Genomic DNA, 24,234 nt, shown 5'->3' with positions numbered 1-24,234 from the left:
ATAAGCACTTTTTAAAGCGCTACGATATAATACATTAAAGGTGAAAAAATTATAAAGAAGAGAAATGAAAAGGGGCCTGTGGAAGGCCCCTTTTTGTGATAAAGAGTTTTTTTTCTTATTTAAATGGATTTGGAATATTGATGTTTACAGATGGTGCAACCGTGGTGGTGGTAGGTGGTGGCGGTACAACAACCGGCGCAGCACGTCCGGCAGGCCTGATTCTTTCCGGCCCAACCCACTCATCCCATGAGCTGTCGTATCCATCATAGTGAATATATGTTTGGTTTCCGCTTGCCCTTAGAACATGAGCTGGATACCATGAGCCTTTCCATTTAACGTCAACCGGGTCGCCGGCTGAATAAAGCCCCGACGACGGCCCTGAGGACGACGGCCCGTCTGTGCTTCTTATCCTGTCCAAACCAACCCATTCATCCCATGACTTGCTATAGCCGTCATAGTGAATGTACGTCAGATCACCTTTTGTCTTAAGCACTGTTGCAGGATACCACGAGCCTTTCCACGATACCTCCACCTTATCACCCCTTGTAAAGGCAAACGACAGAGCTGTAAAACTCAGAGTCAATGCCAGAGCCAGCAACAAGGTTAATACTTTCGAAAAACCATAATTTCTCATCTTACCCATTAATCCCTCCTTAAACTATTTTTCGAGGGGTTTTAGCAACCCCAGGCAGCTACAGACTAATACCGAGTTACATTCAATCGCCTAACTTTGTTGGCTTCGTCAAAAGCTCCGGGGCGTCTCCCCTAAAGGGGAATCCCCTATGAGGGGAGGTGTCGCTTTCTCCCAGCCGCCTGCGTTTACTTCTGACTGCAACTCGGTATAATATACTTGTTTGAACACTCTTAACGCTTACAGCTATTAAGTGCTCACAAATGCAAACATCAACCTTGCTTACTTTACAATATATTCAAATGGTTTTGCAAGTACCGGGTAAACAGGCGGTATCTACTGCTATGCAACTCATCGTAAGTGTCTGTTTTTGAAGGATAATCTATATCACGGCAAGCATGGTAATATGCCCTTCTTTTCTCCCCTTGCGGGAGGGGGAATATCCCCGAACTTTTATCGATAGTTTCTTCCTGAAAGAATGCAAGGTGATATGAAGATTGTAATCCTTTTTTCAGAAACAATTGCCGGCGATATATAGAATTTTTTTATTTTTCTCTTGACAATTTTTTTTATTTGTTTTAGCGTATATATGTATAAGAATTAATGAAGATGATAGGTGATTATCTTAAGAAAATGCGGGATGAAAGCGGTATTTCTTTGGAGGAAATATCGGTAAGGACTAATATTAAGATAAGTTACCTGATGGCGCTTGAGCATGAGGATTATAGTTCCCTTCCCTCAGAGCTATATATTAAGGGTTTTATAAGCTCATATGTTAAATCACTTGAATTAGACCCTGCAGAAGCTGTTAAGATTTATAGCAATAACGGCGGAAACGGAAAGCACAGTCAAAAGGAGCATATACCTGCGTGTGTAAAACCGCTGAGGTTTCAGCTGGATGATGTTAAGAGCAAGTCCGGAGGAAGCAAAAAATATATTTATATAGCCATTACAATACTAATTGTTATATCTATAATTTTAGTGCCGATAATACTCAACGGCAAATTAATCAAGTAAATGTAAGCGTCAAGTTACCCCCACCCGTGATTTAAAAATAACCTCCATAAAGCACCTCCTAAAACTATCGGCAGACATGCTGCCACGCTATTTTATTTACAAACAAAGCCTTCCGTTGGAACAATAAGCAAGGGTAGTTAAACGCAGGGATACGTCTTTAAATTTGAATGGTAAGATTATTACTATTAAAGGAGAGTTAAGAGAGAGAAGCAAAAACCACACCAATTTGATTACGCATCAGATATTTCATAACCAAGCTCCTCCATCCCTGAAAAAATTAATTGAATACTTACGCCTACACTATACAAATTAAAAACGGAAGTGTCAAGCAAAAAATTTTGTTAAAAGTGTAAAAAAAATTTTGCTAATGCGTTTGCCCTGCAAGATTTCTTAATTTGGGGAAAGCACAGTTTGTTTTTATGCTATAATAGTAGTGAATTGACATAAAATGAGAAATATATTAACACATAAAATTCTAAAAACCGGGATGCACGGATGATTTGTTTAGTCGAGGCATTACGTTACAGATGTTTAAAGTATATCAAAAAAGATATTGGCAACTTCCATATTTTGGTTGGTCCCAACGCTAGTGGAAAATCTACCTTACTTGACGTCATTTCTTTTCTTGGCGATGTTGTCAAAAACGGGCCTGAATCTGCCGTAAGAAAAAGAACTCCAAATTATAATGATCTTTTTTGGCTTAGAGAAGGTGATTCTTTTGAACTTGCCGTCGAAATGAAAATTCCCGATAAGTATGAAAACGAAGGTAAATGCAGGTACGAAATAACAATAGGAAAGATTGAAGAGACCGGTGAATTAGGTATTTTAAGCGAAACTTTGTGGTTTATACCAAAATACTCAGAATGTTTAAACAAGAATTCAGAACGCTATGATACTTCCTCAATACATCCAAAACAGACAATAGTTAACAGACCGGAATTATCATGGATAAAAATGATAAACAAAATTAAAAATGGTAAGGATGAATTCTACCCTGAGAAAAAAGTTACTTTTACTGTAGGCAAATTGTTTGAAGGTTTTATAAGTGGTGGGAGTGCAACTATTTCGTATTCATTTAAACTGGGGCCTCAAAAATCCGCTTTGGGTAATTTACCTGAGGATGAAACTAAATTTCCAGTGGCTATCTGGTTTAAGAAAATGCTGATGGACGGCATCCAAACCCTGATACTTAACAGTGAGAAAATGAGAAACTCGAGCCCGCCGGGAATGCCAAGGCAGTTTAGCACGGAAGGCTCAAATTTGCCATGGGTCATAGAACGTCTCAAAACGGAATATCCCCAAAGATTTTATAACTGGATAGAACACGTCAAAACTGCGCTCCCTGAACTTAAAACTGTAAAAACTCTAATCAGAGAAGATCTTCAGCACCGTTATCTTGTCGTTGTATATAAAGATAATCTGGAGGTACCGTCATGGATGGTTTCCGACGGTACTCTCAGACTGCTTGCATTAACAATTTTAGCGTATTTACCGGATATTGAGGGAACACTCTTGATTGAGGAGCCGGAAAACGGAATTCATCCAGGGGCGATAGAAACAATATTTCAATCCCTGTCCTCAGTCTATAATGCTCAGGTGCTTGTAGCCACACACTCACCTGAAATTGTTAATGTGGCAGGGATAAAAGACATCCTGTGTTTTGTCAAAACAGAGGATGGTGTAGTGGACATCGTATCAGGTAAAAACCACCCTAATCTTACACAATGGAAAGGAGAGACGCCTCTTTCCATACTTTTTGCCTCCGGCGTGTTGGGATAATGAAAGACCTTTTTATTCTTGTGGCTGACAAAAATATGGAATACACATTTAACGGAATATTAGAACGGAAAGATTCGTTAAAAATAAGGGATATTACGTTTTACGTTCAGGGACATAAGCTAAGAGATCCTGGTGTTTACAAAGGAGCTCATGAATTTCTGAAGATATATATAGGCCAATATAATTATGCTTTAGTTGTGTTTGACAGGGAAGGTTGCGGCTGTGATGATACAGCATCCGAAATTGCATATGTTGTGCAAACTAACCTCAATAGTAACGGATGGGAAAACCGGTCAAAGGTAATAGTGTTGGATCCGGAACTTGAGATATGGATATGGAGCGATTCTCCTGAAGTTGCCCAATGTATAAACTGGGACCATAAGGAGCTGAGAGACTGGTTAGCCCAAAAATATCTTACAACGGATTCAACTAAACCTGCAAAACCGAAAGAAGCATTTGAAGAGGCGTTAAGAGTTAAGAAAATACCACGCTCGTCATCTATATATAGAAAATTGGCGGAAAGAGTTAGTTTTAAAAGGTGTGAGGATTCTGCATTTAAAGAATTCACCGGCACATTGCAACAGTGGTTTCCGAGGTAAAGGCAAAGTGCTCTGTGCTTAGATGGTGCAAAATCAATGACAGACATTAAATTTAATAAGAGAGAGTTTACGGCTCAGGTAACATCGTGGCTGAATGTGTTTTTAAGGGATGGCACATCCGCTTTTGAGGTGGTGACATCCGAGACATCTGTAAAGATATCGGGAAGATAAAACAAGATTTCCCGATACTCAGATATGGTTAAACAGACAGGCTAATCAGGGATTTTGCGGCTGGGAGTTAAAACCCCCTGCAACTGAGGTTGATGGCGAGGAGCTTCTTAAGTAAGCGTCAAGTAAATTACAAGTTACCTTTTATCCCCTGCCGTTTAATCATATGGAAGTGTGCCCACAAAAGCATTGCCATGCAAAGGGGAAACCACAAAACGTGCATACTGTAAAACCTGATTAATGTGTTTCCGTCTATGTCAGCCCCTCCTCTTATCAAATACACAATGTGTTTGCCAATGAAGGGTACGGTTGCACCCATTGAAGTGCCCACCTCTGTAGCCCAGTAGGCCTTTTGGTCCCATGGCAGAAGGTAACCGGTAAACCCTGAGGCAAAGGCAAAGAACAGTGTCAATGAGCCCACAACCCAGTTTAGCTCCTTTGGCTTACTGTATGCTTTAGAAATAAAGACCCTGAGTGTGTGGCTAAGAATAAACACAATAAGAAAGGTGGCGGACCATTTGTGCACAGAGCGGATGAACCATCCGAGATGTACCTCTCGCTGAATTTTTACAATGCTTATGTATGCCTCATGCTCCGACGGCACATAGTACAAGGAAAGGAGCAGACCGGTTGTTAATAAAAGCAGGCAGGAGGTAAATGCCGCCCCGCCCAGGCAATAAAAGTAGTTTAATCCCTCAGGGTTTATCCTGCGTTTAAGAAACCTGCTGTGAGGTTTCTTTACATGAAACACGTCATCTATCCAGTCAAATATTTTTCCCATTTTAGCTGTTTGCTAAATTTTAAAACCTATAAAAACGTGTCCGTTTTCAATCTTAAGAGGAAGTCTTGTAAGGGGCTCAGGGGGAGGGCCGCCAAGCACTGTTCCTTCCGTGTCATATCTTCCACCGTGGCACGGACATGAAAATTCGTTTTTATGCCGGTTATAGGTGACAAGACACCCCAGATGTGTACAAACCGGCGACAGCGCATATATCTTCTTTGTATTGTTAACGATATAAACCACACCGGTCAGCTCACCTGATACTCCCTGTCGCTCTGATTTAAAGTGGTAATCAAACCTCTTCACCCCTCTTATGGGAAGTCCGTCCTCTGTCATTAAACTAAAAAATGTATATTTTTTTTGCCTTATACCGGCTGGATATGAAAAAATAACGGTGACTACAGAAAAAACCGCTGCGATTAAAACAAAAAAAACCTTTATGAGTTTTTTAATAAATTCCCTTCGTACCAAATTTACACTACCGTCAGGATTTATTATTTATCATTTCCCTGAGTTCCTTGCCTATTTTGAAATGGAGGATTCTCTTGGCAGGCACTTCAACTTCCTCACCGGTCTTGGGGTTCCTTGCAATGCGGGCTTTACGTTCTTTTAAGCGGAAATTTCCAAATCCTCGTATCTCTATTTTCTCCCCTCTCTCCAGAGCATCAATAATACTTTGAAAAAACGCTTCCACTATTATTTCGGTCTGGCCTCTGGTTAACCCAGGTGCCTTCTCAGTAACCACGTTTATTAGCTCTGACTTTGTCATCCTTCCCCCAATATTTATTTTTCAGGTTATTTCAAAATATTAAATATTTAAAATTAGAAATGCATCAAATAATTTAACTTCATACCGGGCGATAAGTTTAAATTTAACTTATTGGAGAGCAGCTCGGTAAGTGAAAAATCCTCTTTTTTTGACACAACCCGTGGCTCTCCTTTAATTCCGGCCATTGCGGCGGCCTCATAAATGGCGTCCTGGAGTGTTCCAAGTTTGTCAACCAGACCAAGGGCAAGCGCTTGTCTGCCCGTGAAAATTCTGCCGTCGGCTAATTTCCTAACTGTTTCAACAGGCATATTGCGGCCCTCAGACACCGCCTCAATGAATTGGCCGTGAGTATCATCAAGCATGTTTTGCAATATCTCCCGTTCCTCTTTTCCTATTCCCCTGTACATAGAGGCTATGTCCTTATATCTGCCGCTTTTTACCACCTCGCTGTTGACTCCCAGTTTGGACATGAGCCCGCTTACATTTAGTGTTTCCATTATCACTCCGATGGAACCGGTAATCGTACCCTGGTTGGCTATGATTTTTGTTGCAGGCGCCGATATGTAGTAGCCCCCTGAGGCTGCAAGCGACCCCATCGAAATCACCACTATCTTCTTTTTCCCGGTAGTTTTCTTAATTTCACTGTATATTTCCTGAGAAGGCACCACCGCACCGCCCGGACTGTTTACGCTAACCACTATGGCCTTTATTGAAGGGTCTTCCCTGTATTTTTTTAACTCTTTAACGGCTTCTTTAGAACTCATGATTATCCCCTCAACCTTAACAAGCCCTACCTTTTCACCCAACTGCACCTCATTAGTCAACAGTGCAAGAGTAAAGGCCACCGCCGCCAACAGTATAAAGAGTCCTATAAAAAAAAACAGAATTCTCTTTCCACGCATAGTTACACCTTACTTCCCTTTTAACCCCAGCATGCTTAAGCCGATTTTTCTCTGTTCAAAATCAAGTTTTATTATGGTTGCCACAAGCGGGTCGCCCTCAGTGTAATCTCTGTCGCCGTTTTTAACTATCTCAGATGCATACACAAGTCCCTCTACACTGTCCTCTATTTCAACAAAAAGCCCAAACTCCGTAACTCTCAACACTTTGCAGTTTACGTCGTCACCTATTTTAAATCGCTGCGGTATTTCACTTATCCACGGATCGGGCTTCATTTGCTTTATTCCCAGCAGCATTCGTTTTTTATCCGGCTCAAGGCTTAACACCACGGCTTCCAGCCTCTGCTTTAACCGGAATACCTCAGAGGGATGCTTTATGTGCTTAGTCCACGATATATCAGAGATATGAATAAGCGCATCAACACCCTCCGGCATACCGACAAAAACTCCAAAGTCCGTAATCGTCCGCACTTTCCCTGTAACTTTCTGCCCAACCTTGTACTTCTGAGACACCACTTCCCATGGTTTGGGTTTAAGTTGCTTGATACCAAGGGATATCCGCCTCTGGGCATTTTCTATCTTAAGTATGACAGCACTTACCTCATCTCCTATCTCCAAATACTTTGACGGGTGTCCGGGGCGTGGTGACCAGTCAAGCTCAGAGACATGCACCAGTCCCTCCACACCATCCTCAAGCTCTACAAATGCCCCGTAATCGGTTATCCCCACCACCTTACCTTCCACCGTCTTAGCCTCGGTATATCTCGTTTCTATATCTATCCACGGATCAGCCTTTTTCTGTTTGTATCCAAGCGTGACCTTTTCCGACTCCGGCTCATACTTAAGCACCAGAACCTCTATCTTATCACCGACTTTAAAATAATCCGACGGATGGTTTATCCTTCCCCATGAAATATCAGAGATATGCAAGAGTCCGTCCACCTCTCCGAGATCTACAAAAACGCCGTAGTCGGTTATGTTTTTAACCACACCGCTAAGAATTGCGCCCTCTTTTATGAGCTCCAGCGTGACACTTTTTTTCTTGTGCTTTTCCTCCTCTATGACCGCACGGCGGGACACTATGACGTTGTTGAGCTTGTTGTTGAGTTTGAGTACCTTAAATTTACAATTCTGCCCAATGGCGTCGTCATAAGATTTCAATTGCTTTACATCATACTGCGAGCCGGGCAAAAATGCCTTTACACCGGATATATCTACAAAGAAACCTCCCTTTGTTTTCTCTACAATTTTACCTTCAAGCACCGTTCCCTCTTCCAAAGAGCGCTGTAATCGTTTTTGCGTTTTAAGAATCTTTGCCTTGCTCTTAGACAGAGTAATTGTGCCCTCTGAGTCCTTTATGGACGACACCAGCACCTCGATGTCACTTCCCTCTTTTAACTCCAGAAGCTCATCATTGGTAAAATCGTCAATAGGAATAAACCCCTCGGACTTATAACCAATGTCAACAATTATGGCGTCGTGTTTTTTGGATACTACCTTGCCGGTCAGTATCATTCCGGGACTTATACTCTTAAATGTACCGGCGTAGAGTTGTTCTAAATCGTTATTCTGTAATTCCATTACCTGTTATGCCCCCTATATGATTAATTCTTTCTACTATCTCATCTATTATCCAATCCGGAGTGGAGGCCCCGGCTGTTATTCCAACATGTGTAACACCGTCAAACCACTCACTCTGCAGCTCCGGGGCTGTCTCTATATGGTAGGTTTTCACTCCCAGCAAACGACAATGATTGGCAAGCTGGGTAGTATTGGCGCTGTTTTTACCACCGGCTATTATCATCACATCAACGCTTGATGATATCTCGCTTGTCTCTTTAAGCCGAAGCGCCGTAGAATTACAGATGGTATTGAAGACTTTTAACTCTTTGACTCTATCCACAATGCCTGAGACCAGCTTTGTCAGAGCCGAGACCGGTTGCGTTGTCTGCACAACCACTCCGACTTTCATTTTCAGCCTCTCCGGCAACTCACCCTCTTTAAGCACCACAGCATCTGTGCCGGCATAGCTCATTATTGACTTGACTTCAGGATGGTCCCTGTCCCCAAGCACTATTACCTGATAATTTTCCTCTCTCAGGAGTTTAGCATATTGTTGTGCTTTTTTAACAAACGGGCACGTTGCATCCACTATCTCAAGCCCTGTGGTCGAAATCTTCTCATACATGTCAAGGGGGATACCGTGGGTGCGGATTATCAGTGACTTTACGCCGGGCTCAGGGTCATTTACACACCTTACTCCCTGTTCACTCAACCGCTCCACCACCTGCGGATTATGAATTATCGGGCCCAGCGTACAGACGCCCTCTCTTTTTGAGGCCATGTCAAAGGCTATATTGACCGCCCTCTTAACGCCAAAACAAAAACCCGCCCGCTGTGCCACTGTCACTTTCAACCTATCTTCCTCATCATCTCACTAAGCACCTCTTCCACATCCTTGCCCGTGGTGTCTATCTCTATGGCATCCGCAGCCCTCTTAAGAGGTGCATTTGCCCGTCCCGTGTCTCTTCTGTCACGCTCCCTGACGTCACTGAGAGCGCTATCAAAACTCACTGTGCCGTTAAGTTGGCTGTAACGTCTTGCCGCCCTGACCTGTTCATCAGCGGTTATAAAGAATTTCCTGTCGGCCTCAGGGAATACAACTGTTGCCATATCCCTGCCCTCGGCCACCAGATTAGTCCTGCCGCCTGCCTCTTTCTGTACGATAAGCAAAAAATCCCTGACTACCTTTTTGGATGAAAACACCGAGGTATAATGCCCAATCTCAGGCGCTCTTATTTGCCCTGAGACATCCTTATTATCCAGAAAAACACTGTCTCCGGAAAACTCTATGTTTGTATCTTTTAATATTTCCATAATCTCACCATCAGATGCCTGCTCGTCCAACCCCGCCGTTACAAGTTTAAGCGCTGTTGCACGATACAGTGCGCCGGTATCCAGGTAATTAAACCCAAGCCGCCTTGAGAGCTCCTTTGCCACAGTGCTCTTTCCGGCCCCCGCAGGGCCGTCTATCGCTATTACCCTTGGCATAGTACTTTATACGGTTAATCTCCTTAATTGTTCAAAAAACCCGGGATACGATATCTCCACCGAGGATATCCCGTTAATTGTAGTTTGCCCCTTTGCAACAAGTGCGGCTATTGACAGAGCCATCGCTATACGGTGGTCTCCGTGGCTTTCCACTACCGCGCCGTAGAGCTCCTGAGGACCCTCCATGGCTACTCCGTCGGGATATTCCTCAATTACCGCTCCCATCTTTCTTAACTCACCGGCCATTGCAGTTATCCTGTCGGATTCCTTTACTCTTAACTCCTCAGCCCCCCTTATTTCGGTAACCCCATGTGCACACAAACCCAGCACACACAGAATCGGGAATTCGTCTATCAGTGCGGGAATATCAGGAGCGTCAAGGGTAAAAGCCCTTAAACCGTCAGTGTATTTTACGCATATATCCCCTTGTGGCTCATCCTGAAGCTGTTTGTCTTCATTGATTTCAACCTGCACTCCCATAGCAATGAGCGCATCAATAAATCCGGTTCTTGTCTTGTTTAGCCCCACGCCTTTAACCACTATCTCAGAGCCTGCAACAATGGCGGCTCCGGCTAAGAAAAAAGCGGCTGAGGATATATCTCCAGGCACTGTTATCTCAGCGGCGGTAAGTGTGTTTGTGCCGTCTATTGTTACACTAAGGCCGTTAACGGTTATATTGGCGCCAAAGGTTTTAAGCATACGTTCGGTGTGGTCGCGTGACTTTGCAGACTCTGTAACCGAGGTAATTCCCTCTGCGTTTAAACCGGCAAGAAGTACCGAGGACTTAACCTGTGCAGAGGGTATCGGCATAGTGTAGTCTATTGCTTTAAGACCACCGCCTTTTACCGCAATCGGGGCATACCTGCCGTCTTCCCTTCCTATAAATTGGGCATTCATCCGCCTAAGCGGCACTGTAACTCTTGCCATCGGTCTCTTTCTTAAGGAACTATCCCCTGTTAACACACTGCTGAAGCGGCATCCGGATAGTACCCCCAGTAAAAGCCTCATTGTAGTTCCTGAGTTCATACAATCTATAACATCTGAGGGTTCCTTCAGAGCATTTGAGCCTTTGCCGGTTATTATGAGCTCATCTTTACGCTCAGTTATTTCCACCCCAAGATTTCTGAAAGCACCCACAGTAGCCTTTGGGTCCTCTGCGTACAGAAAGTTTTTAACTACAGAGACGCCCTCTGCAAGGGACGAAATAAACACAGCCCGATGTGATATGGATTTATCAGGGGGCGACTTAAGCTCTCCCTTTAAACAACCGGCTTTTGACAATGTTATACTGTCAGACATTGTCTATACAATCCTCTATGCCGGTATTTGAAACGTCTGTTTTTATATCATTTCTCAATGCCCTTGCATTGTCAAATTCCTTTAAGAGTCCGTCTTTATTGGAATTCTTAATGTGTGTTAATATGGCGTTGAGTTTTTCTATATAAATCCCGATGTGATTAGTTATATTTTCTTTATTGAGAAGACAGATGTCACTCCAGATGTCCGGTGAGCTTCCAGCTATTCTTGTAGTATCTTTAAAACCTTTACCGGCATATTCAAAAAATCCGTTATCAATACCGGCGATTGTGTTAACCATAGCGTAGGCAACAATGTGGGGCAGATGGCTTATAGAGGAGAATATCTCATCGTGCTTTTCAGGTGTGAGGGTTTTAATCGAACAACCGATTAACTTCCAGAGAGTCTTGACAGTTTCCAAAGACGGCCGGTCTGTCTTGCCGGTGGGGGTTACTATACAGAGTGCGTTATTGTAGAGGCAATCCGAGGATGCCGACATTCCGGACTGGTCTTTACCTGCGATAGGGTGAGCACCTACGAAATGCACACCTTCAGGCATAAGCTCCTCAAGAGTATAAACAAGAGAGCCCTTTACGCTGCCGACGTCGGTAACAATGGCACCTTGCATTAAATACGGACTGATTTGGGTAGCCAGGGTTTCAAAGGTGCCTGCCGGAGTTGCCAGAAGGATTAAATCGGCACCGTCGGCCAGGCTGCTTAAAGTGGTATCATAACAGTCTATTATTCCGTCTTTCTTAGCCCTTATTAAACTTTCTTCGTTTCTGCCATAACCGCATATCCTTGAGGTAACCCCAAGTTTTCTGACGGCCCTGGCAAAAGAGGCGCCCATAAGACCTACGCCCAGAATTGCTATTTTTTCAAAATACAATAACCCATAACCCCTTTTTCCCTTATATTTCCCTTCCAACAGCCGCCGCTATTGGCTTTAACTGTTTCATTAGGGCACTGAAAACCTCCGGCTTAAGTGATTGCTCGCCATCTGAAAACGCCTCTTCAGGATTAGTATGAACTTCAATGATAAGACCATCCGTCCCTGCCGCCACGGAAGCCAGCGACATAGGCTGCACAAGGTCCCAACGTCCTACCGCATGTGAGGGATCCACAATAACCGGAAGATGGGTCAGCTGCTTAAGCACCGGAACACAGCTTAGGTCCAGCGTGTTTCTTGTTGTCGTTTCAAAGGTTCTTATCCCTCTTTCGCACAGTATCACGTTGTGGTTTCCACGTGACATTATATACTCGGCAGCCATAAGCCATTCCTTAATGGTGGCGCTTAGTCCGCGCTTGAGTAAGACCGGCCTGTTGCAGGAGCCCACCTCCAGAAGAAGACGGAAGTTCTGCATATTTCTGGTTCCTATCTGAATTATATCAGTGTATTTCAGCATTGTATCTAAATCACGCGGGTCCATAAGCTCAGTTACAATGGGCATACCTGTTTTTTCCCTTGCCTCGGCTAAAATCTCAAGCCCCTCCTCGCCAAGCCCCTGAAACGTATAGGGCGACGTGCGCGGCTTATAAGCTCCCCCTCTTATAAAAGAGGCTCCGGCCTCTTTTACTTTTTCCGCTATAGACAGTAAAATTTCACGGCTTTCTATGGCACACGGCCCGGCTATGACCGGTATGAAGCCGCCGCCGATTTTTATGCCGCCAACATCTATTACCGTATTTTCCTTTTTGAAATCACGGCTGGCAAGCTTGTAGGGTTTCACTATGCGCATAACATCCTCTACACCATGCATAGCCCTGATGGCGTTAACCTCATCATCCGAAAACTTCGAGGTATCCCCTATCACCCCTAAGACTGTGCGTTCAGTACCCTTTGAGATATTTACCGTCAGCCCCTTGCCTTCAACTTTCTTTATCAAGTTGTTTATTGATTCCTGTGATGCACTTTGTTTTAATACTATAATATCCATCCTTTACATAACCTCCTTGAAAATTCTGACGAAAGCCTCATTTTCCACCTGTAGTCCTATTGTCACCCTTAAAGAGCTCTCCCCCATCGGACGTACTATCATACCTTTTTGCAGCATTTTTTTATATACCTCTTTTGCATCTTTTTTTAAGTCTATATATAAGAAATTGGTTTCCGTTTTAGTGAAGTTAACGCTCATTTTCGATAACTCATTATAAAGGAATTGTTTGCCGTCCTCGTTGGCGGTCACTGAGCGTGCAACGTGGGCTTTGTCGGCAAGGGCGGCAACCGCCGCAGCCTGTGCCAATGTGTTGGTATTAAAAGGCTCTCTCACCTTATTCATCTCGTTTATAATCTCAGGGGCGGCTATCCCATAGCCGATTCTTAGTCCGGCCAGTCCGTGGATTTTTGAGAAAGTTCTCAGTATTAAAATGGTCTTACCGGCACGGAAATGTTTCATACTATCAGCATTTCGGCTGTCCTGCACGTACTCAAAATATGCCTCATCAACCACCACAAGAATATCGTCTCTGAGGTTTTCCATAAAGGCGTCAAACTCATCTCTTGTCACAATGGTGCCGGTGGGATTATTTGGGTTAGCGATGAAAACAATTTTCGTTTTCTGGGTAATTTTGGCAGCCATTGCTCTGAGGTCATGACGCTTATCCGGGGTAAGGGCAACGGAGACCGGCACTGCGTTAACTTTTTGCGTGCAATTGCGATACACAACAAAAGACGGATGCCCCATCACAGCCTCATCCGAGGGCTGCATAAACGTCCGTGCCGCAATATCCAGCAGTTCGTTTGAGCCATGGCCGACTATTAGTTCCTCAGGGCGCACATTTAAATGATTGGACAGGGCGGAAATTAAACGGTAACTTCCGCCGTCTGGGTAGCGGTTCAGAGAAGGGATAAACATCTGTAACTCAGCAACCGCCATTGGAGACGGTCCCAACGGATTTTCGTTTGAAGCCAGCTTTATGGAATTTTTTATACCGAGCTCCCTTTCCAGCTCCTCAATGGGCTTTCCCGGCACATATGGGTTTATCTCCGTTACATGTTTAGGTGCTCTAATCAAAAATAAAAAAACCTCCTGTCTCAGAAATAGAAGCTGTTAGCTCAGTTACAGCCTGAAGTAAGGGCCGGTAAAAGAGTTTATTTTTCAATGGTGTCAACCTGTGGATATGACCCTAAAATCTTTAAAAAGGTACTTCGTTTATTAACGGCAACGAGGGTTTTTTTGACTTTTTTATCTTCAATATGTCCCTCAAACTCGGCAAAAAATATATACTCCCACGCCCTCCTCTTAGACGGCCTTGACTCTATTCTTGTCAGATTAATCTTTTGTTTTTTAAATGGCGTTAGAATATCATACAGAGAGCCGGGCTGGTCTTTTGCGGAAAACATAATAAGGGTTTTATCGTGACCGGAGCGTTCCTGCGATTCTTTTGAAATCACAAGAAATCTGGTCACGTTGTCTTTAACATTTTCAATGTTTCTTTCTATAAAGTTTAAATTATAGATTTTAGCTGCAAGATCGCTGCTAATAGCGGCGGCTCCTTCCTCCTCAGCGGCGACAGAGGCAGCCTGAGCCGTGGAGGCGGCTTCAAATATCGGCACACCCAGCATGTTTGCCTCAAGCCACTTCCTGCACTGCACTGTTGCCTGAGGGAAAGAGTAAATTCTTTTTATCTCCGCCCTGTTGTTACAGGTAGAGAGCAGATGGTGATGTATGGCTAAGAGAATTTCAGCATATACACTGAGGTCATAATCAATAAACATGTCAAGGGTGTAGTTTATCGCGCCCTCATTGGAATTCTCTATCGGCACAACACCAAAGACGGCCTTCCCGGTATCGACAAATTCAAAGACCTCCTTTATGCTGTTTGTGGGAAGGTATGAGCATGATGAACTAAAATATCTCATAGTGGCCAGATGGGTATAGGTAGCCTGCGGCCCGAAATATGCTACAGTCAGGGGTTTTTCCAGAGACAGGGTCGCACAGAATACTTCCTTAAAAATTATCTTCAGGGTATCATTTGGAAAGATTCCCTTATTAGCCTTAATAAGCCTCTCCAGTATCTCCTGTTCCCTTTTGGGATTATAAAAATCAAGCTTATGGCTTTTCTTTATTTCGGCTATCTCAAGCGCAATCTGTGCTCTTTCATTCAGAAGCTCCAGAATTCTCTCGTCAATTACATCTATTTTCTCTCTTAAAGGTTTTAATAAATTGTTATCCATACCATCCAATCCCTTCCTTACAATTACATACTTTAACAGATTTTTTTCTTTTAATTCAACTATATTTTATTATTTTCAAAAATATTTTATAAGTACCGGCTTTAAGTTCTGAAAAAAGGGGCGTATTGACTATTAGGGGTACTCTATGATATAATGTTAATAGGAGAGTAATAGAGGTTGCAGCCACCTCTATTTAAGCTAAAAATTTAAAACAACAATAAAGGGGGACGGTAGTATATGAAAAAACACTTTACAATATTATTGATAGTATTGTTTCTGAGCACATTGGTAATAGAAGAGGCATATGCCCGTGCCGGTGGCGGGGGCAGAAGCAGTGGAGGGGGCAGCCGAAGTTCAGCATCATCTTCAGCAGGCAGCCGCGGTTCAAGAACATATAGTGCACCAAAGACATCTCAACAAAATTTAAACGCTGTGCAGGCACAGAGACCATCAACTAATTATACTTCACCTCAGGCGGCGGCACCTCAGCGCAGTGGTTTCTTTGGCAGCACATTTGGAAAAGCACTGGCAGGTGGTCTTATTGGCGGCGCTATCGGCAGTTTACTGTTCCGTTCTCCGGGTTACGGCGGCGGCTATGGCTATGGCGGTGGTGGTGGTGGCTACGGCGGTGGATTTGGCGGTGGGATAGGGCTTTTTGATATCATACTTCTGCTGGTTGTCGGCTATGTAATCTACAGGGTGGTAAAATCACGGCGCCGCAACGCATACAACACTTCCTCAGACACAAGTTATTATTCCAACAGCTACGAGGAGCAGCCACAACAGGACTATCTGTCAGAGGCGGAAACTATGGACAATGTTACAGGACTTGCAGATATAAAACGATTTGACCCGCGTTTTGATGAGTACCATTTTACGGAAGCTGTTTCAACATTTTTCTTTAAATTACAGGATGCATGGTCAAAGCGCAACCTTGAACCCGTAAAACACATGATGATGCCTGAGATTTATGTAACTTTTAACTCCGATGTGCAAAACTTGAAAGCACGCGGAGAGATCAACAAAATCGAAAATATATCCCTTAAACAGGTGGTAATTACCGAGGCATGGCAGGAAAAGGGCAAAGATTATATAACTGTGGAAATATCTGCAACTCTGCTTGATTACACCACAGACGAATCCGGCAAACTAATTGACGGCGATGACAGAAATCCCGACAGATTTACTGAATACTGGACTTTTGCCAGAGATACCAACACCAATGAATGGAAATTCTCGGCTATTCAGCAACAATAGCCCGATAATATGTAACTTTATCTGATACACTCCACTATCCCCTCCCGATACAGGGAGGGGATGAGGCACACCGCCGTGATGGGGTGCCTCATCCCCCTTAACACATCTTTACCTATCTGTACCGCCTCTCTTCCGATTAAGTTCTTTTAGCTTCACACCGGCCTCAGAGTAATCAGGATTGAGCAGGACAACTTTTTTTAATGCCGCTATGGCCTCATCATATCTGCCCATGTGTTCTAATGCGGCAGCGATTAGTTTTAATGCTTCAACATCGTTTCTGTCTGCCTGAAGAGATTTCAAGAGGTAGTTAAACGCATCTTCATACTTTCCGTCTTTAAGCAAAGCAGTCCCGAATTGTTTATAAAACACCCGCAAATCACCCTTATACCATACAGGGGCGGAGGCGGCATAATATTTTTCAGCCTCGGAATTCCGGCCAAGCCTGTTTAGTGTAACCCACATGTTGTAGTTTATCTCAGGATTATCCGGCATTATTTTGTAAGCCTCCGTGAAGTTTTTAAGTGCTGACTCAAGCTCTCCACCTTTCAGATACACCTGCCCAAGGTTGCTGTAAGCAACATAATTAAGTTTAACAGCGGAAGCACTATGAGTATATAAACTTACTGAGTCTTTCCAGACCGATACCTGCCGCTGTGTCATAAATAAAAGCGCCGGAATAATTACCACAAGTGCCGGTTTTATTATTAAACCGGCTTTACTGTGCTTTTGGGCCACATCAGAGAGTCCCCACACCACAGCTATCGCTACACCTATTACCGGTACATACATATACCTGTCGGCCGCTGCGGCATAACCCACATGGATAATCCCAATAACCGGCAAAAGTGTGCTTATAAACCACAACAGCCCTGTTAGCAGATATGGAAACCTGTTTCTGAGTTTTACAACTATTACGATTGCCGCTAAAATAACAAACCCTTCAATAGTTGAGATTGCCGCCTTGCTTTGAGCAATATACGGATAGAAACAAGACAGATTCACCGGATACATTAGTTTTCCCAGATATAAAAACACTGAGTTAACGGCATTTGGAATCCTAACGCTAAGTGGAAGAACCTGAGTTGAAACCACCGCACCATAAATACCCTGCGACCACAGAGCAGAGAGGCTTCCTAAAACAGCAAGCGCAAAAAAAGGGATTTTCTCTGATAATATTTTTTTTAGTTTGCCGATATCCTTAAAACGTTGAAGCGGCCAAAAATCCAGTATCAACATAGTTACAGGGATAATCACCGCCTGCGGTTTTGACATCAAGGCAAGGATTTCAAAAAGCAGGGCTAACAGATATTTATCCCACTTTGAAGCATTCCTCGTATATTTAACATATGAAATAAGGCAAAGCAGCCAAAACATAGTGGATAGCACGGTTTTTCTCTGAGCTGCCCACGCTACCGCTTCCACAGTAAGGGGATGAACAGCAAAAACTGTCGTCACAATCAGACTTTCCCATGTCCGCCCTGTAATCAACATCAACAGTGCATACAGGAGGCATACGTTTACTATGTGAAATAACAGGCTTACAGCATGATGCCCACCGGCATTAAAACCAAACATTTCAATATCCGCCATGTGGGAAAACCACGAAAGCGGATGCCAGTTTGCAGCATGTTGGGTAGTCAGAGCGGCAACCACACCCCTTGTGGTAAACCCGCCGTTTACTAAAGGGTTATCAATTATACAAAGATAATCATCATAACTGACAAAGCCATTGTAAAGCACGCCACGGTAGGCAATAAAGGTGGTTAAACATAAAAACAGGACGGCAAAAAGCGGTGTTTTTTCAGCGGCTGCTAACATATATTTTATAATATTGAATTGTTTATTTTGTATCATTTTCAGTAAGCGCTTTAGTGGCAAGCCCCATATGAAACTTAAAATCAGAGCGGTCAGGATAAATTTTAAGCCCTCTCTGAAAAACCAACTTAGCTTTATCATATTCCTTAAGGCCAAGATATGAAAGCCCGAGATAGTTATAGCCGTCTGCGTCTTTAGGGCTAAGTGAAATCACCACTGAAAAATATGCAGCAGATAATGCGTAATTGTGTTGCTTTAAGAGCTTAACTCCAAGGTCTTTAATGGCTGAGAGGTTTTCAGCGCTGTCTCCTGAGGAAAGAGCAATATAAAGGTGCTTTTGTGCCTCATCCGTGTCACCTTTTCTTAAAAGTGCGTCCCACATGTTAAAGTGAAGAACTCTGCTTCCGGGGGCATAACTAAGCCCACGCCTGAACATTTCAACAGCGCCGTCTATATCTCCCTTATCTTTCAAATACATTCCGTACTCATTACAGGCTACATAATTACCGGTGGTCACCTCTGTGGAGTGCTTAAATAATGTGCCTGAATCCCTCCAGTACGACAGTTGCTTAACACTCATATAAGACAGGGCAATAACCACAATCAATAAACCCACAACGACAACGTACTTTTTCAGCTTGCCCGTGTAAACCTGCTTACATGCAAAAGCAGCAGCTGTGGCAAACAATCCGATAAGGGGCACATAAGCGTAACGGTCAGAGAGCGACGCCCCCCCAATCTGAACAATCTGAGAAACCGGCAGCAGAGTGACAACATACCATAGAAATCCTGCGGCCACATACGGCGCCCTTTTTATAAACACTACCGCTGTTGCGGTAATCACTATAAGCATAAAAATGTCCGTACCTGCCGTTAAAAAATTAACCGTATCCATTATAGGGTAAAACACGGAGAGATTAACCGGATATAGCATCTTCTTGATGTATCCGGCATAAGATGTAACGGCGTTGATAAGCCGCTCCGAAACACTCACAGAGGAGATAGCAACAATAGCACCGGATTGTTTCTGTGAAACTGCAGTTACAACCGAGGCTGCTATTGAAATAACAAAAAGTGGTATTTTTTCATAGATGACTTTCAATTTTTCATTTAACGACACCCCGCCAACTCTTTGAAGCGGATAAAAATCCAAAATCAACAGAGTAACCGGCAAAGTCACCAGCATCGGTTTTGCCATAAGGCCGATGATAAAAAAAACGGTTACAGCAATATATGTAAATACTTTTTGCTTTTCAACATAAGTAATGTATGTTATCAACGAGAAAAACCAAAAAGTTGTAGAAAGCAGTGTTTTCTGCTGTGACACCCACGCCACAGACTCCACATTAATCGGATGAACTACAAACAGCAGGGCGCCTAAAAAAGCCGGCACCGCCTTTTTCATTAACCGGCATAAAACCCTAAAAAGCAGTACTCCGTTAACAGCATGTAAAATAAGGCTGACTAAGTGAAACCCCTGAGGGCTGACTCCAAACACCTGTGCTTCCGTCATATACAAAATCCACGTGGCAGGATGCCAGTTTGCAAAATACACTGATTTCATAGCCCACATAATCCCGTTAAGTGTAAGCCCCGCCTTCACCGCCGGATTTTCAACCACGTAATTGATATCATCATAACTGATAAAATCATTGCGTATAACCGGTAAATAAAGAACCACCGCTACAAGAGCAAGGATAAGGGAGAGGAAGGGATGGGAAAGGAGGGAAGGAGGAAGTAAGGGGAAGGACTCCGTCCCTCCCCTTAAACCCCTCTCTGCAAGGGAGCCTGCCCCCTTGACCCCATCTTTTTGTTTTGTTTGATTACTCAGATGTTTTCTCATTGAGGTAGAAATATATACTATTGTAATGAAAAGACGGGGTTGTGTGCAAGTGATATTCATACCAGAGTCTGCCGCCCTGTCTTAATCAGTTGCTGTGTATATTCTTTATACATTTAAACATGTTCTGTAAATTATATATAATAAGACTAATGGCTTTCTCAGATTTATTGATACTTTGCGCACAACAGTAAAACATTGCCGGGCAGCATGGAGGTGTTTGCCTCATCCACAACTACAAAAATGGAATCGCCGGCCTCTTTTACTTTTGAAGTGCCAAACGGTTACTGGACGCTTCATATAGACGTCAGGGAGCATGCAACGACATCTGCTCATATCATACTGAGTTATATTATAGTGGTGGCGGTTATTATTTCTTTTTTGGTGTTTCTTGTGCTTAGGAAAGCCCAATTACTTCAGATGAGTACAAAGGAGATTTTTCAAATAAACGAGGCGTTAAAGGCAGAAATAGCACAACGAAAACAGTATGAAGCGAAACTTATGGAAATGAATGCAGAATTGACAAATCGGGTAAATGCAGAGGTTAACGCTAAAATCGAAAAAGAACAGCTCTTGATACAACAATCGAAAATGGCGGCTATGGGTGAGATGATAGGTGTCATAGCACATCAATGGCGACAGCCTCTTAACGCAATTTCGTTGCTTATATCCGACGTCATGGACGCTTACAAATACAATGAGCTAAACGGGGAGTATCTCAAATGATCTTATGATGGAATAATGCTGATGCTGCATAGAAAAAAAGGGAAAGAGCGGTTAGCTCTTTCCCTCTGTAATAACTACTTTTGACGTTGCGTTATTTAGCTGCAGGTGATGCTGCCGGTGCCGCTGCTGCCGGGGATGCCGGTGCCGCTGCCGCAGGTGATGCTGGTGCCGCTGCTGCAGGTGATGCCGGTGCCGCCGCCGCAGGGGATGCTTCAGGTGCCGCTGCTGCCGGTGCCGCTCCCTCAGGTGCCGCCGCTGCCGGGGATGCTTCAGGTGCCGCCGCCGGTGTCGGAGCCGGTGTCGGAGCTACCGTTGGAGCCGGTGTCGGGGCCGGTGTCGGGGCCGGTGCAGGCGGTTCAGCTTGTTTACAGCCTGCTAACCCCACAGATAACACTAATGACAACATCAACACTACATAAAGTACATACTTCATTCTCAAATCCTCCTTATAGTTTTTTGTCGTATTAAATCTCATTACGATGTAATATGCCAAATTCAAGGTATTATACTATATTTTTTTTTATTTTTAAAGAAAATAAATTATATCGTATAATTTTTTTATTTAGCTTTTTATTTGTAAACGAATAAACTCAACGCCTGTGGTACATCTCTGCCGTGGCTTACCACAACAGACGGAGAGAGCTCTTTCAGGGCAAAAGAAAGCAATAGTTCAGGAGATGTGTAGTTAAGCTCATAGCTCTTATGGCTTGAGTATGCCGAGAGCCCTGTATAGGCAAGTACCTTGTTTGTACGGAAGAAAAGTTTTTTCAGGACATTTTTTATCGTATTGTCAACTCCCTCGACTTTGAGATTAAACACACCACAAAGCAGTACGTAATCAAAACTTTCTTCTAAGTCCTCATCCTCAACATCAAATACTCTGAAGTCCACCCCCGGATACTTATCTTTTGCAAATGCAATAAGCTTTTCGTTTATATCAAAGCCCGCATAATGCCCCTTAAATTCTCTGTCTTTCAAAAAAGCATAAAAATCACCTTTACCACAGCCATAATCAAGTACAGAGGCGGGGGTTTCCGGCAGCACGGAGGCTATACTTTCATAATGCAGAGTTTGCCCGTTTTTATTCCATCTAAGGGCCTCAGGGCGGTCTCCAAACATAGAGAGAGTTGTATCGAAAAACCCTGTTACATATTCTTTAACTAATTTATCCATTGGCAACATCGCTATTTTAACACTATCATCAACTCAAATGATATAATATGCGGCAGAGTTATGAATTCTTATGATGATACGATAGCTGCTGTGGCAACACCGCCTGGTGAGGGAGGCGTGGCAATTGTGCGTATAAGCGGTAAAGATGCCCTTACGATAGCAGACCGGATGTTTAAGTCAAAAAGGGGCAAGCTGCCCTCAAAAATGCCTGCCTTTACGATGTCTCTGGGAATGGTCATCAATCCTGAGGACGGCAGTGCAGTGGATGAGGTGCTGATTGCTGTAATGCGGGCGCCTCAGAGCTATACCGTGGAGGATGTCGCAGAGTTTCACTGCCACGGAGGGTACTTTACGGTAAGAAAAACTCTTGAAATATCTCTCGCCCTTGGCGCCCGCCTTGCAGAGCCGGGGGAGTTTACACTGAGGGCTTTCTTAAACGGACGCATTGACCTGACCCGGGCCGAGGGTATCCTTGATATTATAAAATCAAAAACCGCCGAGAGTTCCCGCATTGCCCTGGAGCAACTCTCCGGCGGCCTCTCCGGTACAATTTCTACAATAGTGTCCTCTTTGGCCCAAACCTGCGCTTTAATTGAAGCCCACATTGATTTTTCCGATGAGGATGCCGACTTGACGGAAACCGAAGGGATACTCAACAGCATTAACGAAATAACAAAACAATTGGAGAGGCTCTCTATCTCATATGAAGCAGGGCGGTTTTTCCGTGAGGGCATGTCAATAGCTATTGTGGGAAGAGCAAATGTCGGTAAATCATCTCTGCTTAATGCACTGTTGGAAAAAGACAGGGCTATAGTAGCCGACACGGCAGGCACGACCCGTGATACTATAGAGGAGTACCTGAGTATAAAAGGAATTCCAGCAAGGATTATAGATACGGCGGGAATACGGGAAAGCCGTGAGTATGCCGAACTTGAGGGCATTAAACGCTCTATGGAAGCCATAGAGAGCGCAGACGTTGTCATTGCCGTATTTGACGGAAGCACAGAATTGACTCAGGGAGATTACTACATTGTAGAGAAGACAGCAGGCAGGAACACCCTTATAGCAGCAATAAATAAATCTGATCTTACGGCGGCTTTCCATGAAGCCGTATTGACTGACTCTTACGGTGGAGAGAAGAACATTCCGGTTTTACGCATATCCGCTCAAACCTCAGAGGGTATCGGTGCTCTTAAAGATATGATTTTTACTATCGCAACAGGAGGTCCTACGGAGGTAAAACAAGGGGTGGCCATAACAAATGTCAGACACAAGCGGGCTATAGATGAGTGCTTATCATTCATCGAAAAGGCTGCCGGGTTACTCTGTTCAGGCATGCCCCTTGAGCTAAGTGCTATAGAGCTTCGCAATGCCTTAAACTCTCTTGGTGAGATTACCGGAGGGGTGACAACCGACGGTATTTTAAGTTTGATATTCAGCAAATTTTGTATCGGTAAGTAGTGCGGGGAAGCGTTTCAATTAAGAAACAGCGTATTAATTCAATATATAAGGGATGTAACATTTTGTGGAATTAAAATAAATAATAAAAAAACTTTTTTTAATAAAGCAATGTATGTTATTATTTAAGCTATGGCTTAGTAAAGAAAATTATGAATCTCTTAAAAAATCATATTGACAACAATAATAAAAAACTATATAATTATCAATTCTATGCAGAGTTGGCAATGAAAGCAGAGACAGAAGTTGGCAAGTAGCAACTGTGGAGAGGTTCCCGAGCGGCCAAAGGGGACGGGCTGTAAACCCGTTGACTCAGTCTTCGGAGGTTCGAATCCTCCCCTCTCCATTTATGCGGGAGTAGCTCAGTGGTAGAGCGTCAGCCTTCCAAGCTGAGGGCCGCGGGTTCGAATCCCGTTTCCCGCTCTGACATTAGTATGTTTGCCCATGTAGCTCAGTCGGCAGAGCACATCCTTGGTAAGGATGAGGTCACCGGTTCGATTCCGGTCATGGGCTTTTAAGACGAAAGCAAAGGGCGGTACGGCTTTGGCAGGTGGATAGCACTGTGCCGGCTGCATTGCCGTTGATATAAAAGTGGATTATAAAAAGTAGATTGATAAAATGGTGAAAATGACTAAGGAGGTAAGAGATGGCAAAGGCTAAGTTTGAAAGGACAAAGCCGCATGTTAATGTGGGAACGATAGGGCACGTTGACCACGGCAAAACGACATTAACGGCGACTATAACCAAGGTGTTGGCAATGAAGGGTCAGGCCAAATTCACGGCCTATGATCAGATAGA

24 protein-coding genes and 3 tRNA genes are annotated in these 24,234 nt (G+C 43.7%); 11 read left to right on the top strand and 16 right to left on the bottom strand.

Annotation, left to right across the window (positions count from 1 at the left end):
• Positions 1 to 115: 115 nt before the first annotated feature.
• Positions 116 to 643: a hypothetical protein gene (locus H7844_12800; GenBank protein ID MEO5358158.1), complete on the bottom strand. Its 528-nt coding sequence runs from the start codon at positions 641 to 643 to the stop codon at positions 116 to 118.
• Between the two features lie 591 nt (positions 644 to 1,234).
• Between H7844_12800 and H7844_12795 the strand changes: the two genes are divergently transcribed.
• The 3 genes from H7844_12795 (at position 1,235) to H7844_12785 (ending at position 4,026) form a co-directional block, all read left to right on the top strand.
• Positions 1,235 to 1,648, top strand: a complete 414-nt coding sequence (locus H7844_12795; GenBank protein MEO5358157.1) for a helix-turn-helix domain-containing protein — start codon at positions 1,235 to 1,237, stop codon at positions 1,646 to 1,648.
• Between the two features lie 495 nt (positions 1,649 to 2,143).
• Positions 2,144 to 3,427, top strand: coding sequence for an ATP-binding protein (locus tag H7844_12790; GenBank protein MEO5358156.1), 1,284 nt, complete (start codon positions 2,144 to 2,146; stop codon positions 3,425 to 3,427).
• A complete protein-coding gene (locus H7844_12785) occupies positions 3,427 to 4,026 on the top strand; it encodes a hypothetical protein (protein MEO5358155.1) in 600 nt (199 codons plus the stop codon). Before H7844_12790 ends, H7844_12785 begins: the two co-directional genes overlap by 1 nt.
• Before the next feature lie 298 nt (positions 4,027 to 4,324).
• On the opposite strand, the gene H7844_12780 is transcribed toward H7844_12785, so the two are convergent.
• The 12 genes from H7844_12780 to pheA all read right to left on the bottom strand — a co-directional run bounded on the left by H7844_12780 (position 4,325) and on the right by pheA (position 15,167).
• On the bottom strand, positions 4,325 to 4,975 hold the full coding sequence (locus H7844_12780) for a cytochrome b N-terminal domain-containing protein (GenBank protein MEO5358154.1): 651 nt from the start codon (positions 4,973 to 4,975) through the stop codon (positions 4,325 to 4,327).
• 12 nt (positions 4,976 to 4,987) lie between these two features.
• Positions 4,988 to 5,446, bottom strand: a complete 459-nt coding sequence (locus tag H7844_12775; protein ID MEO5358153.1) for a Rieske 2Fe-2S domain-containing protein — start codon at positions 5,444 to 5,446, stop codon at positions 4,988 to 4,990.
• Positions 5,447 to 5,459: 13 nt separating this feature from the next.
• Positions 5,460 to 5,744 carry an integration host factor subunit beta gene (locus H7844_12770; protein MEO5358152.1) on the bottom strand — a complete coding sequence of 95 codons (285 nt, stop codon included), beginning with the start codon at positions 5,742 to 5,744 and terminating at the stop codon, positions 5,460 to 5,462.
• A 53-nt stretch (positions 5,745 to 5,797) separates the two neighbouring features.
• On the bottom strand, positions 5,798 to 6,646 hold the full coding sequence (gene sppA, locus H7844_12765) for a signal peptide peptidase SppA (GenBank protein ID MEO5358151.1): 849 nt from the start codon (positions 6,644 to 6,646) through the stop codon (positions 5,798 to 5,800).
• A 9-nt stretch (positions 6,647 to 6,655) separates the two neighbouring features.
• Complete coding sequence (locus H7844_12760; GenBank protein MEO5358150.1) at positions 6,656 to 8,224, bottom strand: 30S ribosomal protein S1; 1,569 nt, start codon at positions 8,222 to 8,224, stop codon at positions 6,656 to 6,658.
• A complete protein-coding gene (gene ispH, locus H7844_12755; GenBank protein MEO5358149.1) occupies positions 8,208 to 9,053 on the bottom strand; it encodes a 4-hydroxy-3-methylbut-2-enyl diphosphate reductase in 846 nt (281 codons plus the stop codon). The genes H7844_12760 and ispH overlap by 17 nt, the downstream gene beginning before the upstream one ends.
• Before the next feature lie 2 nt (positions 9,054 to 9,055).
• The gene (gene cmk, locus H7844_12750) at positions 9,056 to 9,694 is read right to left on the bottom strand and encodes a (d)CMP kinase (GenBank protein MEO5358148.1); all 639 of its coding nucleotides are present in this window, start codon (positions 9,692 to 9,694) and stop codon (positions 9,056 to 9,058) included.
• Positions 9,695 to 9,700: 6 nt separating this feature from the next.
• Entirely contained in the window at positions 9,701 to 10,993 is a 1,293-nt protein-coding gene (gene aroA, locus H7844_12745) for a 3-phosphoshikimate 1-carboxyvinyltransferase (GenBank protein MEO5358147.1), read from the bottom strand.
• Positions 10,986 to 11,918 (bottom strand): prephenate dehydrogenase, encoded by a 933-nt coding sequence (locus H7844_12740; protein ID MEO5358146.1) that lies wholly within the window; start codon positions 11,916 to 11,918, stop codon positions 10,986 to 10,988. Before H7844_12740 ends, aroA begins: the two co-directional genes overlap by 8 nt.
• Positions 11,902 to 12,927, bottom strand: coding sequence for a 3-deoxy-7-phosphoheptulonate synthase (aroF, locus tag H7844_12735; protein ID MEO5358145.1), 1,026 nt, complete (start codon positions 12,925 to 12,927; stop codon positions 11,902 to 11,904). The genes H7844_12740 and aroF overlap by 17 nt, the downstream gene beginning before the upstream one ends.
• Before the next feature lie 3 nt (positions 12,928 to 12,930).
• Positions 12,931 to 14,004, bottom strand: a complete 1,074-nt coding sequence (gene hisC / locus H7844_12730; GenBank protein MEO5358144.1) for a histidinol-phosphate transaminase — start codon at positions 14,002 to 14,004, stop codon at positions 12,931 to 12,933.
• A gap of 77 nt (positions 14,005 to 14,081) precedes the next feature.
• A complete protein-coding gene (gene pheA, locus H7844_12725; GenBank protein MEO5358143.1) occupies positions 14,082 to 15,167 on the bottom strand; it encodes a prephenate dehydratase in 1,086 nt (361 codons plus the stop codon).
• Between the two features lie 237 nt (positions 15,168 to 15,404).
• On the opposite strand from pheA, the gene H7844_12720 reads away from it, so the two are divergent.
• Positions 15,405 to 16,424, top strand: a complete 1,020-nt coding sequence (locus H7844_12720) for a Tim44 domain-containing protein (protein ID MEO5358142.1) — start codon at positions 15,405 to 15,407, stop codon at positions 16,422 to 16,424.
• A 108-nt stretch (positions 16,425 to 16,532) separates the two neighbouring features.
• On the opposite strand, the gene H7844_12715 is transcribed toward H7844_12720, so the two are convergent.
• The gene (locus tag H7844_12715; protein MEO5358141.1) at positions 16,533 to 18,278 is read right to left on the bottom strand and encodes a tetratricopeptide repeat protein; all 1,746 of its coding nucleotides are present in this window, start codon (positions 18,276 to 18,278) and stop codon (positions 16,533 to 16,535) included.
• Positions 18,265 to 20,142: a tetratricopeptide repeat protein gene (locus H7844_12710; protein MEO5358140.1), complete on the bottom strand. Its 1,878-nt coding sequence runs from the start codon at positions 20,140 to 20,142 to the stop codon at positions 18,265 to 18,267. The genes H7844_12715 and H7844_12710 overlap by 14 nt, the downstream gene beginning before the upstream one ends.
• A 135-nt stretch (positions 20,143 to 20,277) precedes the next feature.
• Between H7844_12710 and H7844_12705 the strand changes: the two genes are divergently transcribed.
• Together H7844_12705 and H7844_12700 are read left to right on the top strand one after the other, a co-directional pair.
• Positions 20,278 to 20,805, top strand: coding sequence for a hypothetical protein (locus H7844_12705; GenBank protein ID MEO5358139.1), 528 nt, complete (start codon positions 20,278 to 20,280; stop codon positions 20,803 to 20,805).
• Positions 20,806 to 20,891: 86 nt separating this feature from the next.
• Positions 20,892 to 21,224, top strand: a complete 333-nt coding sequence (locus H7844_12700; GenBank protein ID MEO5358138.1) for a hypothetical protein — start codon at positions 20,892 to 20,894, stop codon at positions 21,222 to 21,224.
• Between the two features lie 151 nt (positions 21,225 to 21,375).
• Here H7844_12700 and H7844_12695 read toward each other — a convergent pair whose 3' ends face one another.
• Complete coding sequence (locus H7844_12695) at positions 21,376 to 21,978, bottom strand: class I SAM-dependent methyltransferase (protein ID MEO5358137.1); 603 nt, start codon at positions 21,976 to 21,978, stop codon at positions 21,376 to 21,378.
• Between the two features lie 60 nt (positions 21,979 to 22,038).
• On the opposite strand from H7844_12695, the gene mnmE reads away from it, so the two are divergent.
• The 5 genes from mnmE to H7844_12670 all read left to right on the top strand — a co-directional run.
• On the top strand, positions 22,039 to 23,439 hold the full coding sequence (gene mnmE, locus H7844_12690) for a tRNA uridine-5-carboxymethylaminomethyl(34) synthesis GTPase MnmE (GenBank protein MEO5358136.1): 1,401 nt from the start codon (positions 22,039 to 22,041) through the stop codon (positions 23,437 to 23,439).
• A 261-nt stretch (positions 23,440 to 23,700) separates the two neighbouring features.
• Positions 23,701 to 23,782 (top strand) — tRNA-Tyr (locus tag H7844_12685).
• 5 nt (positions 23,783 to 23,787) lie between these two features.
• Positions 23,788 to 23,859 (top strand) — tRNA-Gly (locus H7844_12680).
• 17 nt (positions 23,860 to 23,876) lie between these two features.
• Positions 23,877 to 23,949, top strand: a tRNA-Thr gene (locus H7844_12675).
• 133 nt (positions 23,950 to 24,082) lie between these two features.
• The coding region (locus tag H7844_12670; GenBank protein MEO5358135.1) for a GTP-binding protein at positions 24,083 to 24,234 on the top strand (152 nt) is incomplete at its 3' end.

The organism is Nitrospirae bacterium YQR-1 (assembly GCA_039908095.1).
Classification (GTDB): domain Bacteria; phylum Nitrospirota; class Thermodesulfovibrionia; order Thermodesulfovibrionales; family Magnetobacteriaceae; genus Magnetomonas.
This window is presented reverse-complemented; position numbering and strand designations above follow the sequence as displayed.